This window comes from Streptomyces sp. NPDC096324 (assembly GCF_044763015.1).
Taxonomy (GTDB): Bacteria; Actinomycetota; Actinomycetes; order Streptomycetales; family Streptomycetaceae; genus Streptomyces.
Genome location: NZ_JBIWFK010000017.1, coordinates 105,841 through 118,978 on the forward strand (window position 1 = coordinate 105,841; position 13,138 = coordinate 118,978).

The following is a 13,138-nucleotide window of genomic DNA, read 5'->3' on the forward strand; positions in this document are numbered from 1 at the left end:
CTCCCGGCGTGGTTACGCAACGTGCGCGCGATCACACTGCGGGCCGGATGACGGGTGGCCTACCGCTCAGTACATTCTCAGTAAACCCTCGTTCACTCCTCGGCTGTGCAAGCCGGTAAGGGGATCGCACCTCATGTCTGGAACGAACAGCAACACCTCGGTGATCGTCGCGGGCGCCCGTACGCCCATGGGACGACTGCTGGGCTCGCTGAAGTCCTTCTCCGGGGCCGACCTCGGTGGCTTCGCGATCAAGGCCGCCCTCGACCGCGCCGGCATCGGCGGCGACCAGGTGCAGTACGTGATCATGGGCCAGGTGCTCCAGGCCGGGGCAGGGCAGATCCCGGCACGCCAGGCCGCCGTCAAGGCGGGCATCCCCATGAACGTCCCGGCGCTCACCATCAACAAGGTGTGCCTCTCCGGCCTGGACGCCATCGCCCTCGCGGACCAGCTCATCCGCGCCGGCGAGTTCGACATCGTGGTCGCCGGCGGCCAGGAGTCCATGACGAACGCCCCGCACCTGCTCCCGAAGTCCCGCGAGGGCTTCAAGTACGGCGCCATCGAGATGCTCGACGCCATGGCGTACGACGGTCTGACGGACGCCTTCGAGAACATCGCCATGGGCGAGTCGACGGAGAAGCACAACACCCGTCTCGGCATCCAGCGTCCGGTGCAGGACGAGATCGCCGCCCTGTCCCACCAGCGCGCGGCCGCCGCCCAGAAGAACGGCCTCTTCGAGGCGGAGATCACACCGATCGAGATCCCGCAGCGCAAGGGCGAGCCGGTCGTCTTCAGCAAGGACGAGGGCATCCGCGCCGAGACGACCGCCGAGTCGCTCGGCAAGCTGCGCCCCGCCTTCGCCAAGGACGGCACCATCACCGCCGGCAGCGCCTCCCAGATCTCGGACGGCGCGGCCGCCGTGGTCGTGATGAGCAAGGCCAAGGCGCTGGAGCTCGGCCTGGAGTGGATCGCGGAGATCGGCGCCCACGGCAACGTGGCCGGCCCGGACAACTCGCTCCAGTCGCAGCCCTCGAACGCCATCCTGCACGCCCTGAAGAAGGAGGGCCTGGAGGTCGAGGACCTCGACCTGATCGAGATCAACGAGGCCTTCGCGGCGGTCGCGGTCCAGTCAATGAAGGACCTCGGCGTGTCCACGGAAAAGGTGAACGTCAACGGCGGCGCCATCGCCCTCGGCCACCCGATCGGCATGTCCGGCGCCCGCCTGGTGCTGCACCTGGCCCTCGAACTGAAGCGGCGCGGCGGCGGCGTCGGCGCGGCCGCCCTGTGCGGCGGCGGCGGTCAGGGCGACGCCCTGATCGTGCGGGTGGCCAAGGCCTGACCCGCGTTCGACCGACCGACCTCTCGTGAACGGAGCTGTGATGCAGGACGTCTCCTCGCTGGTGACCCAGGCCAGGGAAGGACGGCCGCGGGCGGTGGCCCGGCTGATCTCCCTCGTGGAGGGCGCGGCACCGCAGCTCCGTGAGGTCATGGCCGCGCTGGCCCCGCTGGCCGGCAACGCGTACGTGGTGGGCCTCACGGGCTCGCCCGGTGTCGGCAAGTCGACCTCGACGTCGGCGCTGGTGACGGCCTACCGCCGGCAGGGCAAGCGGGTCGGCGTACTGGCCGTCGACCCGTCCTCGCCGTTCTCCGGGGGCGCGCTCCTCGGCGACCGTGTCCGGATGTCCGACCACGCCTCTGACCCGGGCGTCTACATCCGCTCGATGGCCACGCGCGGGCACCTGGGCGGGCTGGCCTGGTCGGCCCCCCAGGCGATCCGCGTCCTGGACGCGGCGGGCTGCGACGTGATCCTGGTCGAGACGGTGGGCGTCGGCCAGTCGGAGGTGGAGATCGCCTCCCAGGCCGACACCTCCGTCGTCCTCCTCGCCCCCGGCATGGGCGACGGCATCCAGGCCGCCAAGGCGGGAATCCTGGAGATCGGCGACGTGTACGTCGTCAACAAGGCCGACCGTGACGGGGCCGACGCCACCGCCCGCGAGCTGAACCACATGCTCAGCCTCGGCGAGTCCCGCGGGCCGGGGGACTGGCGCCCGCCGATCGTCAAGACGGTCGCCGCGCGCGGCGAGGGCATCGACGAGGTCGTCGAGGCCCTGGAGAAGCACCGGGCGTGGATGGAGGAACGTGGCGTCCTGGCCGAGCGCCGGCTCGCGCGGGCGTCCCAGGAGGTCGAGACGATCGCCGTCACCGCGCTGCGCCGCCGCATCGGCGACCTCCACGGCGACCGTCGCCTGAGCACCCTCGCGGAGCGCATCGTCGCCGGTGAACTCGACCCGTACGCGGCGGCGGACTCTCTGATCGAGGGCCTGAAGGAAGCCTGACCGGCACCGCCCAGTCGATCCGACGGGCACCGCCGATCCGGACCGGCCACCGAGCCGATCCGGACCGGCCACCGAGCCGAACCGGACCGGCGGTCTCGGGCGCGACGGAGAGTCGGGCCCGAGCGCCGGTCCAGGGCCTGGCGGAGAGCCGAACCGCACCGGAGATCCCGGGTGCGACGCGGAGTTGAACCCACCGGCGCGACGGCGGACGGTACCGCTCCGCGTGCGGCGCGCGCGCCCGCAGCCGGGCGGAGCGGAGCGCCCCGGCGCGCTGAGGCGCGAGGCGATGCGCCGTACACCGCCCAGTGCACCCGCCGGGACGGCACGCCCCCTTCTCGGGCAACTCGGCGCGCACCGCGGAGGGATGCCCCGGGAGGGGCCGTGCCGGGGGAGCCGAGCCATCGCGGTGTTTCCGGGTGCGGTGGTGCGCGCGAGTGGCTGTCGGACGGTGGGCCGACGCGGTGCGCCGCGACGCGCAGCCACGGCTGGTGCCGGCCTCGCACGAGGTCCGGGGCAAGTGTCCTGGACGGGCGGGTCCGTTCGGCGGCGCGGGAGTCGGTGAGGCGGGAGTTGGTGGTGCCCGAGAGCGACTCTCGGTCGGTGGGCCGGCGACCGATGTGCCGCGACGCGCGCCGGCGGCCCGGGCCTCGGCGGCCCGGGACCTGACGTGAGCCTTCGAGGCGGGGCGGTTCCCTTCGGCGGCGCGGGAGTCGGCGATTCGGGAGTCGGTGGCGCGGGAGTCGGCGGCGCGGGAGTCGGTGGTGTGGGTGGGAAATCCCTGGCCGGGGTGTCGTGGGCGCTGTTACGTTGTGGGCATGTTCCTCCTCTTGGCGTAGGGCCCGCTCAGGCCCGCGACGCGGACACGGCACCGTGGCCGTGGCGTCGCGGCACTCCGGCGACCCCTGTCCCGCCTCGGTGTTGAGGAACTCCACCCATGTCTGCGTCAGCCTCGCGGCCGTCCTACGCCGCGCTCTTCCGCATGCCCCACGCCCGCCGCACCTTCGCGGCGGCCATGACCGGCCGTCTCTCGTACGGCGTCGTCTCCCTGGCCATGATGCTCACCACGACCCGCGCCACCGGGTCGTACGCCGTGGCCGGCACGGTCATGGCGCTGTTCGGCGCGATGAGCGTGTTCCTGTCGCCCGCCCGGGCGGCGCTGATCGACCGGCACGGCGCCCGCCGCGCCCTGATCCCCATGGCCTCGCTGTACGCGGGCCTGCTCACGGCCTTCGCGGTCACCGCCTGGCGCCCCGGCGCTCCCGTTCCGGTGATCGCCGCGCTCGCGGTCGCCGCGGGTGCCTGCACCCCGCCGCTCGGCCCCACGATGCGCGCCGTGTGGGGCGAAGTGGTCCAGGACGAACGGCTGTTGCAGCGTGCCTACAGCCTGGACGGCGTCGTGGAGGAGATCCTCTTCGTCTCCGGACCACTGGTCGTCGGCGCGGTCGTGCAGACGGCGCCGCCCGCCGCCGCGGTCGCGCTCAGCGCCCTGCTGGTGTGGTCGGGAACCCTGGCCTTCGTCCTGTCCCCGCTCGTGGCGGGCGTCCGTCCGCCCGCGGCGCGAACGGCAGGCGGCGGGCACGGCGGGCGAACCGGCCGGACCCTGGGGCGGGTCCTGGCCCGGCCCGTCGTCGTGGCGTCGGGCGTCGGCCTCTCCCTCGGCGCGGTCGACCTCCTGGTCATGGCGTTCGCCGAGCGGCACCATCACGGCGCGGGCGTGGTGGCCTGGGTGCTCGCCGCACTGTCGCTGGGCAGCGCCCTGGGCGGTCTGCTGAACGGCGCGGTCGACTGGCGCCTTGCCCCGGGTGCACGGCTGCCGCTCCTGGCCGGCGCGCTCGGCCTCGCCCTGCTCGGCGCGGGGCTCGCCCAGAGCCTCGGGGCGCTGGCCGTGGCCGTCGCCTGCGCCGGCTTCTTCGTCGCCCCGGCCCTGACGACGTCGTATCTGATGGCCGACGCGGCGGCCCCGGCGGGCTTTCGCACCCAGGCCGGCGCCTGGGTCAACACCGCGGTGAACGCCGGGAGCTCGGTGGGCACCGCCGGTGCCGGCCTGCTGGTGGGCCGGCTGCCACTGGGGCTGTGCTTCGCGGTCTCGGGCGCGGCCGCGATGGCGGCGGCCCTGGCCTGTGCGCGGAACGCACGGACCCCGCGTCCGGGTGCGGACGCGGGGAACGGTGTGGCCGGCGGCGCGCGGCCCGAGGTGACGGACGGCGCGCGACTGCCCGGCTGAGGACTTCCGCCGGGACCGGGCCGCGGAGGCGGCGCCCGGTCCTACGGCTTGCCGCGCTGCCCCAGCAGGTGTTCGGCGATCGGGCGCAGCGACTTGTGCAGGTCCTCGAGCGCCTCGGGTGACAGCAGGTCGATGAAGTGCCGCCGCACGGACGCCACATGATGCGGCGAGACCTTCTTCATGGTCTCCATGCCGTGCTCGGTGAGGACCGCGTACAGCCCCCGGCGGTCGGACTCGCAGTTCTCCCGGCGCACCAGGTCCGCGTTCTCCATACGCGTGATCTGGTGCGAGAGCCGGCTCTTGGACTGGAGGGTGGCGGACGCCAGGTCGCTCATCCGCAGGCGTACACCCTCCGACTCGGAGAGGTTCACCAGGATCTCGTAGTCGTTCATCGTCAGCCCGAACGGCTGGAGGTCCCTCTCAAGCTGGTACGTCAACAGCCTGTTGACCTCCAGGTGGGTGCGCCAGGCGCACTGCTCCGCATCGGTCAGCCAGCGTGTGGCCGTCTCGGTCTCCATAAATGAAGTCTACCTAAAATGTTGAAATGCGAACTAGTGAGGGGTTGTGTGACCGTGCGCACGTGTTCGACGTGCGTTCGACGTCACACTCCGCAGACTACCGCTCACAGCCCGAAGCGACGCTGGAGGTCCCCGAGCTGTCCGGGAAGGCGCGGTGCCCCGGCCTGCTGCCCGTGCTGACCGGGCACCCCTCCCGCGCCGGGCACTCCGGCCTGGTGCGGGACCGCCCCCGTGGCCTGCTCGGCCATCAGGATCTCGGTGGACTGGAGCAGCACCGTACCCGCTCCCACGAACTCGAACTGGTGCTCCTCGCCGGAGGCCCCTCCGAGGCCCGTCATCGCACGTAGACCGCCCATCACGCCTGTCATGTACCCGTGGTCGTAGTGGTGGCAGGGAGAGGGGCAGTCGGCCCAGCCGACGAGGGCCTGCGGGTCCACCCGGATCGGGGGTTCCATGAACACCACCGGACCGTTGGACGCGGCCACGAACTTGCCGGTTCCGATCAGTGTCAGAAAGCCCGGCACGATCGACTGCTTGAGCGCGAGACTTGGCTGAAAAGCGAGCAAGTTGCCAGAGCGAATGGTCAGGTTGCCGTCGTCGAGGTCGTACGAATTCACGTCGAAGGCCCGGTCGGCGAGCAGCATCTTGCCCGAACCCTGCGCCACGACCCAGTCGCTCGCGTGCAGTGGCGAATGGAACGACGTACGGACAAGACGGTCAAGTCGGCCGTGCCCGATGCCGTTGAACTCCATCGATCCGTAGTAGGCGATCATCTTGCCCTTCTGCAGGAACCACTCGCTCCCTTTGAGTTCCACGCAGAAGGTGTAGTTGTTGACGTTGTCGTCGACCGGCAGCGACATCGGATCGTGGATCACCGGACCGCCGGGGACTCCGTACCCGCTCACAGCTTCTCCTCCGAGGCCTGGACGTACACCGAACCGCTGCCGCTCAGCTCCAGCTGGAACGCCTCGCCCGAACCGCGTCCCACCATGTCGCGCCAGCCCAGCGCCGTGGACAGCTTGTTGCGCACGTCGCCGTGGTGCGCCACGTACGCCTGCGGGTCGACGTGCACCGCCCGCTGCGGGGTGATCGGGACCTCGAAGACACCGCCGTGCGCCATGACGGCCACGGCCCCGTGCCCCTTGAGCGTGGTCGTGAAGAGCCCCTGGCCCGTCACCTGACCCCGCACCATGCCCATGACGCCGCCCTGCGAGCCCAGGAACATCGTGCCCTGCTGGAGCGTCCCGTCGAAGGCCAGCAGCCGGTCCGCCTCCACGTACAACGTGTCACCCGTGAGGCTGATCACGTGGACGTGGTGGCCGCCGTGCCCGAAGAGCACCGTGCCCGAACCCTCCACGGTCATGAGGGGGGTCGCCTCGTTGGCCAGCCGGCGGCCGATCATCGACATCACCCCGCCCTGCCCACCCTGGATGTTGGGCGTGAACGACACCTCGCCCTTGTACGCGAGCATCGCGCCGCGCTGGCTGAACAGCCGCTGCCCCGGCAGGACCGTCGCCTCGACCACCTTCGAGTTCACCTCGCGGAACGCCATCTCACACATCCCCCGCGATCGTGTTGCGTTCACTGGGCTGGACGTAGACCAGCCCGTCGCCCTCGAAGCGCATCTGGAACGCCTCGCCGCCGCCCTCGCCGAGGAACGTGCGGAACGTCACACCGGACTGCAGCGACTGCCGCACATTGCCCTGGTGTGCGATGTAGGCCCCCGGGTCGACCGTCAGCGGGTACTGCGCGCTGACCCGCAGCACCACCGCCGGCCCGTCCGAGGTGATCGCCGCCTGGCCGTGGCCCTCGACGGTCGTCGTGAACAGACCGTTGCCCTGCGAGGCGCCGCGCAGCCCCGTGAACGTCGTGCCCGTGCGCAGGCCCGTGTCCGTGGCGAGCAGATTGCTCGACTCCACGTACAGCTTGTCCCCCTGAAGGGCCACCAGATTGATCTCCGAGGCCCGGTCGGCGAACCAGCAGGTGCCGTGCCCCTTCACCTCCATCACCGTCATCTGCTCGCCGGTGAGGCGCCGGGTCACCATCCCCCGGAGTCCCTCGCCGCCCCCGCTCAGCTTCTTGAAGGCCATCTGGCCGTCGTACGCGACCATGGAGCCGTTCTTCGCCTTCACGGCGTCCCCGGTCATGTCGACGGCCAGCACCTTGCTGCCCTGAAGTCGAAACATCGCCACGCAGTGAAGGTAGCCGCACGGCCGGACCACCGACAGAGCCTCCGGGCGGATCCCCTCCCTGATCCGCCCCCTAGGGGGTGTGGCCTTGGTGTGACCTCCGGCGCCGTCGGGGCCCCCGGACCCGGGATCCCGCCCGCCGGATGCCACAATGGCCGGGACGCTTGTGCTTGCGTTCACAAGGAAGCGTTCCCCCGACAGCGATCCCACCGAAGGTGACCCGTGGACATAAAGACCGCCACCGCACTCCGCCGGCTCCGCCTGGTCTCGGCCCCCGAGGCCGTTTCCTTCCTGCTGCTGCTCGTCTGCTCGGTGCTGAAGCGGACCACGGACTTCAACGCCGTCCCCGTGATGGGCGCGGTCCACGGCGTCCTCTTCGTCCTGTACGTGATCTTCTGGGCGGACGCCTGGAACCGCGCCCGGTGGAGCGCCCGTACCGGCGTCCTCTACTTCGTCCTGTCGGTCCTGCCCACCGGCGGCTTCTTCGCCGAGCGCAAGCTCAAGCGCGAGGCCGAGGACGCGGTCGTCGCCTCCCGCGCCTTCGCCGAAGGGGCCGTGAAGGCATGATCGTCGCCTTCTCCGTGACACCGCTCGGCGTCGGCGAGGACGTGGGGGAGTACGTCGCCGACGCCGTCCGCGTGGTCCGCGAGTCGGGCCTGCCCCACCGCACCGACGCGATGTTCACCTCGATCGAGGGCGACTGGGACGAGGTGATGGCCGTCGTCAAGCGTGCCGTCGCCGTCGTCGAGGAGCGCGCGCCCCGCGTCTCGGTCGTCCTCAAGGCGGACATCCGCCCCGGCGTGACGGACGGTCTCACCTCCAAGGTCGAGACGGTGGAGCGGCACCTGTCGGCATGACCCAGGGCGCCCCGCACCCGGAACCCCGGTCCACCGGACCGGGGTTCTTTCATGCCCGGACGGTGACGGTGGGAGAGGTGACGGAACCTCAGGGACCAAAGACCACCCGCCCGCCCGCCGCCGCACCCCTTCGGCCCCGCCCCGCTCGACGTGTCGTGGAAACTCCACTTATGTGTGGGTACCAGCCACCACGATCACCGGACTCGTTGAACCACGGGAGGGCGATGTGCGGCCCGCGGGCTACGACTACGACACCTACAGCCGTCTCGCCGGACCCCTGACCGAGCCGTCCGGCACCGGCTACCGGGTGCAGTACACCAAGCTCCTCTCGCGCGGGCCGCACCGAATAAGCGCCATCCTGCTGACGACCCTCGCCCCGGTCCTCACCGGCGCGCTCCTCGTCTACCTCGTGTGGCCCACCCACTGGGTGGGACGCGAGGGCGGCGCGCCCTGGCCGGCCGCCCTCGACACCACGATGCTCGTCGCCATCGGCCTGATCGAACTCTTCATGGTCGTCAACGTCATGAGCATCGCCCACGCGACGATGGCCGCCCGCGACCCCGTGCCCGTCCGTCCCGCGCACGGGACCCGGGTTGCCTTCCTCACCACCTACGTCCCGGGAAAGGAACCCCTCGCCACGGTCCGCGCCACCCTCGAAGCCGCGGCCGGGCTCACCCACACCGGCCCCCTCGACGTCTGGCTGCTCGACGAGGGCGACGACGACCAGGCCAGAGCCCTCTGCGCCGAACTCGGCGTCCGGCACTTCACGCGGTTCGGCGTGCCCGAGTGGAACCGCCCCGAGGGAAGCCACAGGGCCCGCACCAAACACGGCAACTACAACGCGTGGCTCGACCTCTACGGGCACGCCTACGATTTCTTCGCCTCCGTCGACACCGACCATGTCCCGCTGCCCGGATTCCTCGAGCGCATGATGGGCTACTTCCGGGACCCCGACGTCGCGTTCGTCGTCGGCCCCCAGGTGTACGGGAACTACGAGAACCCCGTCACCAAGGCCGCCGAGTCCCAGCAGTTCCTCTTCCACGCCCTCATCCAGCGCGCCGGGAACCGCTACGGCTCACCCATGTTCGTCGGCACCAACAACGTCGTCCGGATCGCCGCGCTCAAGCAGATCGGCGGGCTGTACGACTCCATCACCGAGGACATGGCCACCGGGTTCGAGGTGCACCGGCACCGCAACCCCCGCACCGGCCGGCACTGGCGGTCCGTCTACACCCCGGACGTGCTCGCCGTCGGCGAGGGCCCCTCCACCTGGACCGACTTCTTCACCCAGCAGACGCGCTGGTCCCGCGGCACCTACGAGACCCTGATCAAGCAGTACGGGACGGCGCTGTTCACCATGCCCCCCGGCCGGCTCCTCTCGTACACGCTGATGCTCCTCTACTACCCGATGACGGCCGTCAACTGGCTCCTGGGCATGCTGAGCTGCTTCCTGTTCCTGTGGTTCGGGGCGTCCGGGACACAGGTCACCGCGTCCGTGTGGCTGATGCTCTACAGCGACGCCGCCGCCCTGCAGATCTGCCTCTACCTGTGGAACCGGCGGCACAACGTCTCGCCGCACGAACCCGAGGGATCCGGCGGCCTGGCCGGCATGGCGATGTCGGCCCTGTCGGCCCCCATCTATCTGAAGGCGCTGGGCGAGGCGATCGTCCGGCGCCCCAGCCGCTTCGTCGTCACCCCGAAGGGCCACGACGCGAGCCCCGACCGGCTCGGGACCTTCCGCGTCCATCTCGGCTGGGCCGCGCTGCTCGCCGTCTCGCTCGGCGCCTCGGCCGTCCTCGGCCACACCGACGCGGCCGCGCGGACCTGGGCGCTGCCGGCCATGTGCATCTCCCTCGCCCCGGTCGCGGTCTGGATCCGCACCCGCGTCGGGGAACGCCGCCCCCAGCCCCCGGCGCCCGCTCCCGTCCGGGTTCCCGACCGCCGGGAATCGGTGGCGGCCACGCCCGTCACGGTCACCGGCTCCACGACAGGAGGCACCTAGGCCATGGCCCACCGGCCCTCGAAGAAGACGAGGAAGACGCTGCTCGGCATCACGGGCCTCGCCGTCCTCGCGGCACTCAACGCCCCGGCCGCGCTCGGCTTCGCCGGTGAGACGTACCACGAGTACAAGATCTCCCGGCCCGCCTACACGGCGAAGTACGGCTCCTGGAGCGGTGTCGACATCCCCGCGCGCTACCGCACCAACGCGATCCACGCGGCCCTGCTGCACACCGGGAAGGTGCTCATCGTCGCCGGGTCGGGCAACGAGCAGAAGAAGTTCGACCAGGGGACCTTCGACACGATCCTGTGGGACCCGAGGACGGACACCTTCAAGAGGATCCCCACGCCGGACGACTTCTTCTGCTCCGGACACGCCCAGCTCCCCGACGGCAGTCTGCTCGTGGCCGGAGGCACCGCCCGCTACGAGAAGCTGGACGGCGAGGTCGTACGGGCCGGCGGCGGCATGCGGGTGAAGAACGAGAACCCCGACAGGACGATCGTCCTCAAGAAGGGCACCGTCTTCCGCTCACCGGCCGGTGTCGACTACGTCAGCCAGGCCGACGTGACGGTCCCGCAGGCCGGGCGGAACCAGATCATCACCTACGACCGCAAGGGCGCCATGCAGCCCTGGCGGACCGAGGTCACCGCCGGGGAGGCCCGCGTCTTCGTCGAGGCCGAGGAGAAGGGACCGGACTCCGTCACCGACCGGCAGGCCCAGTACGAGATCGTCGGCCTGCGAGGAGAGGACGCCCGCAACACGTACGGCCTGTCGGAGAAGATCACCCTGGAGAAGCAGGACTTCCAGGGCATCAGGGCCGCCTACGAGTTCGACCCGAAGGCCGAGCGGTACATCCCCGTCGACCCGATGGACAAGGCCCGCTGGTACCCGACCCTCGTGGGGCTCGACGACGGACGCGTCCTCGCCGTCTCCGGCCTCGACGACGTCGGGGTCATCGACCCCGGCGACACCGAGATCTACGACCCGGTGACGAGGAAGTGGGGCCCCGGACCCCACCGTTACTTCCCCACCTACCCGGCCCTCTTCCTCACCCGGGGCGGCAAACTCTTCTACCCGGCCTCCAACGCCGGGTACGGACCCGCCGACCAGGGCCGCGAGCCGGGCCTGTGGGATCCGCGCACCAACACCTTCCAGAAGGTGCCCGGCCTGCGGGACGGCGACCGGACGGAGACCTCCGCGTCGGTCCTGCTCCCGCCCGCCCAGGACCAGAAGGTGATGATCCTCGGCGGCGGAGGCGTCGGCGAGTCCCGGAAGTCCACCGCCCGCACCGCCGTCGTCGACCTCAAGAAGGACAGCCCGGTCTTCGAGGACGGCCCCGACCTGCCCCAGGGCACCCGCTATCTGAACAGCGTGATCATGCCGGACGACACCGTCTTCACCACCAACGGCTCCCGGGACTACCGCGGCCGCGGCGCCAGCAACATCCTCAAGGCGCAGTTCTACGATCCCCGCACCAATACCTTCCGCGAGGCCGCGTCCCCGCGCGTGGGCCGCAACTACCACTCCGAGGCGCTGCTCCTGCCCGACGGCCGGGTCGCCACCTTCGGCTCGGACCCGCTCTTCGACGATCGGCGGAACACCAAACTGGGCCACTTCGAACAGCGCATGGAGGTCTTCACCCCGCCGGCCCTGCACCGCGACGGCGCCGGCCGTCCGGTGCTCGGAGCGGGCCCCGAGGAACTCGACGCGCAGCACCGGGCGACCTTCGCCACCGGCCACCCCGAACGGGTCGTCAAGGCCCGGCTGATGCGGCCGAGCGCCGTCACCCACACCACGGACGTCGAACAGCGGTCCATCGAGCTGGGGCTCACGAAGACGGCGGGCTCGGTCACCGTCGACGTACCGACGGATCCGGCGCTGGTGCCGCCGGGCTGGTACATGCTCTTCGTGACGGACGCGCGGGGCACGCCTTCCGAGGCGAAGTGGATCCACGTCAGGTGACGCCGGACGGGGAGTGCGGGACCGTCGCGGCCGTCAGCCGGTGGAGCCGCGCGTCAGCTCCAGCGCGTACTCCGGCCACCACCGGCCGGCCGCCGGGCCGCCCCCGCACTCCCCGTCCGACTCGCCGGGCCGCTTGATCCACAGGTAGGCGTCGAGGACGGGCTCGCCGGTGGCCGTGGTCGGCCGGGTGCCCAGCGCCCGGCCCGGCGGGTTGCACCACACCCCCTCCAGCGGGCCGTTGCCGTTGCGGCTGGTGTCGACGACGAAGTGCTTGCCGCCGAGCCGTGCGGAGAGGCGGAGGCCGTACTCCCTGCTGACCTTGTCCGTCTCGAAGTTGGACACGTTGAGCGCGAAGCCGTCGGCGTGCGCGATGCCCGCGCGTTCCAGGGGCTCGACCAGCTTCTCCGCGTCGGGGATCCAGGACGGGTTCCCTGCGTCCAGGTACACCTTGGTGCGCGGCCGGCCCTTCAGCCGGACGACCGCCTCGCTCAGCAGCCGCTCGCGCTCGTCGTGGTACTCGGCGGGAGTGCAGCCGTCCACGATGTGGGCGACCGCGTCCGGCTCCAGGACCACCAGGGCCCGGCCGCCACCGAGGGCGTCGGCGAACGCGCCGATCCACCGGCGGTAGGCGTCCGCGTCCGCCGCCCCGCCCGCCGAGTGCCGGCCGCAGTCCCGGTGCGGGATGTCGTACGCGACGAAGAGCGCCGTCCGCCCTTCCCGGGCCGCGGACGCGGTCGCCGACCGGACCGCCGGACCCGGGTCGAGTTCGCCCGCAGGCCACAGGGCGACGGGCTCGTCCGCGATCCGTTCCAGCAGCGTGGCGTCCTCGGCCCGGCCCTGCCGGCGCCACAGCTCGATCTGCCGGGCCGCCGGGCCCCGCGGGTCGACCCAGAAGGGTGAGCGGGCGGCGGGGCCCGACCGCCGCGAGGCGCCACCGGTGACCGGGACCCGGCCGGCCTCGGGCCCGGGCGTGCAGCCCGCCGTGAGCGCGAGCACTGCGATGACCGCGAAAGCGTGGATCAGCCGGGGCATGCTGCTCCCTTGCGCGAAGGTGAC

12 protein-coding genes are annotated in these 13,138 nt (G+C 71.5%); 7 read left to right on the forward strand and 5 right to left on the reverse strand.

Annotation, left to right across the window (positions count from 1 at the left end; genetic code table 11):
- The first annotated feature begins 133 nt into the window (after positions 1-133).
- The 3 genes from ACIQ7M_RS35050 (at position 134) to ACIQ7M_RS35060 (ending at position 4,557) form a co-directional block, all read left to right on the forward strand.
- Positions 134-1,336, forward strand: a complete 1,203-nt coding sequence (locus ACIQ7M_RS35050) for an acetyl-CoA C-acetyltransferase (protein ID WP_355760401.1) — start codon at positions 134-136, stop codon at positions 1,334-1,336.
- A 40-nt stretch (positions 1,337-1,376) separates the two neighbouring features.
- Positions 1,377-2,333: a methylmalonyl Co-A mutase-associated GTPase MeaB gene (meaB, locus tag ACIQ7M_RS35055; protein WP_355760557.1), complete on the forward strand. Its 957-nt coding sequence runs from the start codon at positions 1,377-1,379 to the stop codon at positions 2,331-2,333.
- Between the two features lie 934 nt (positions 2,334-3,267).
- Positions 3,268-4,557 (forward strand): MFS transporter, encoded by a 1,290-nt coding sequence (locus tag ACIQ7M_RS35060; RefSeq protein ID WP_403651754.1) that lies wholly within the window; start codon positions 3,268-3,270, stop codon positions 4,555-4,557.
- Positions 4,558-4,598: 41 nt separating this feature from the next.
- On the opposite strand, the gene ACIQ7M_RS35065 is transcribed toward ACIQ7M_RS35060, so the two are convergent.
- From ACIQ7M_RS35065 to ACIQ7M_RS35080, 4 genes are all read right to left on the reverse strand, one after another.
- On the reverse strand, positions 4,599-5,075 hold the full coding sequence (locus ACIQ7M_RS35065) for a MarR family transcriptional regulator (RefSeq protein ID WP_355760395.1): 477 nt from the start codon (positions 5,073-5,075) through the stop codon (positions 4,599-4,601).
- Between the two features lie 104 nt (positions 5,076-5,179).
- Positions 5,180-5,980, reverse strand: a complete 801-nt coding sequence (locus ACIQ7M_RS35070; protein WP_403651757.1) for an AIM24 family protein — start codon at positions 5,978-5,980, stop codon at positions 5,180-5,182.
- The gene (locus ACIQ7M_RS35075) at positions 5,977-6,627 is read right to left on the reverse strand and encodes an AIM24 family protein (RefSeq protein ID WP_386982786.1); all 651 of its coding nucleotides are present in this window, start codon (positions 6,625-6,627) and stop codon (positions 5,977-5,979) included. Before ACIQ7M_RS35075 ends, ACIQ7M_RS35070 begins: the two co-directional genes overlap by 4 nt.
- A gap of 1 nt (position 6,628) precedes the next feature.
- Positions 6,629-7,261 (reverse strand): AIM24 family protein, encoded by a 633-nt coding sequence (locus ACIQ7M_RS35080; protein ID WP_355760553.1) that lies wholly within the window; start codon positions 7,259-7,261, stop codon positions 6,629-6,631.
- Between the two features lie 225 nt (positions 7,262-7,486).
- On the opposite strand from ACIQ7M_RS35080, the gene ACIQ7M_RS35085 reads away from it, so the two are divergent.
- The 4 genes from ACIQ7M_RS35085 to ACIQ7M_RS35100 all read left to right on the forward strand — a co-directional run bounded on the left by ACIQ7M_RS35085 (position 7,487) and on the right by ACIQ7M_RS35100 (position 12,082).
- Positions 7,487-7,831 (forward strand): DUF3817 domain-containing protein, encoded by a 345-nt coding sequence (locus tag ACIQ7M_RS35085; RefSeq protein WP_355760388.1) that lies wholly within the window; start codon positions 7,487-7,489, stop codon positions 7,829-7,831.
- Positions 7,828-8,121: an MTH1187 family thiamine-binding protein gene (locus ACIQ7M_RS35090; RefSeq protein WP_389505491.1), complete on the forward strand. Its 294-nt coding sequence runs from the start codon at positions 7,828-7,830 to the stop codon at positions 8,119-8,121. The genes ACIQ7M_RS35085 and ACIQ7M_RS35090 overlap by 4 nt, the downstream gene beginning before the upstream one ends.
- A gap of 226 nt (positions 8,122-8,347) precedes the next feature.
- Positions 8,348-10,123, forward strand: a complete 1,776-nt coding sequence (locus ACIQ7M_RS35095; protein WP_403651840.1) for a glycosyltransferase family 2 protein — start codon at positions 8,348-8,350, stop codon at positions 10,121-10,123.
- A gap of 3 nt (positions 10,124-10,126) precedes the next feature.
- Positions 10,127-12,082, forward strand: a complete 1,956-nt coding sequence (locus tag ACIQ7M_RS35100; protein WP_403651762.1) for a galactose oxidase-like domain-containing protein — start codon at positions 10,127-10,129, stop codon at positions 12,080-12,082.
- 33 nt (positions 12,083-12,115) lie between these two features.
- On the opposite strand, the gene ACIQ7M_RS35105 is transcribed toward ACIQ7M_RS35100, so the two are convergent.
- Complete coding sequence (locus ACIQ7M_RS35105; protein ID WP_403651765.1) at positions 12,116-13,114, reverse strand: glycoside hydrolase family 6 protein; 999 nt, start codon at positions 13,112-13,114, stop codon at positions 12,116-12,118.
- Between the last annotated feature and the right edge of the window lie 24 nt (positions 13,115-13,138).

Bases quoted from the DNA above. Each gene is read 5' to 3' on its own strand.
- ACIQ7M_RS35090 (WP_389505491.1), top strand. From the start codon at position 7,828: ATGATCGTCGCCTTCTCCGTGACACCGCTCGGCGTCGGCGAGGACGTG.
- ACIQ7M_RS35060 (WP_403651754.1), top strand. From the start codon at position 3,268: ATGTCTGCGTCAGCCTCGCGGCCGTCCTACGCCGCGCTCTTCCGCATG.
- ACIQ7M_RS35100 (WP_403651762.1), top strand. From the start codon at position 10,127: ATGGCCCACCGGCCCTCGAAGAAGACGAGGAAGACGCTGCTCGGCATC.
- ACIQ7M_RS35065 (WP_355760395.1), bottom strand. From the start codon at position 5,075: ATGGAGACCGAGACGGCCACACGCTGGCTGACCGATGCGGAGCAGTGC.
- ACIQ7M_RS35105 (WP_403651765.1), bottom strand. From the start codon at position 13,114: ATGCCCCGGCTGATCCACGCTTTCGCGGTCATCGCAGTGCTCGCGCTC.
- ACIQ7M_RS35080 (WP_355760553.1), bottom strand. From the start codon at position 7,261: ATGTTTCGACTTCAGGGCAGCAAGGTGCTGGCCGTCGACATGACCGGG.
- ACIQ7M_RS35075 (WP_386982786.1), bottom strand. From the start codon at position 6,627: ATGGCGTTCCGCGAGGTGAACTCGAAGGTGGTCGAGGCGACGGTCCTG.
- meaB (WP_355760557.1), top strand. From the start codon at position 1,377: ATGCAGGACGTCTCCTCGCTGGTGACCCAGGCCAGGGAAGGACGGCCG.
- ACIQ7M_RS35050 (WP_355760401.1), top strand. From the start codon at position 134: ATGTCTGGAACGAACAGCAACACCTCGGTGATCGTCGCGGGCGCCCGT.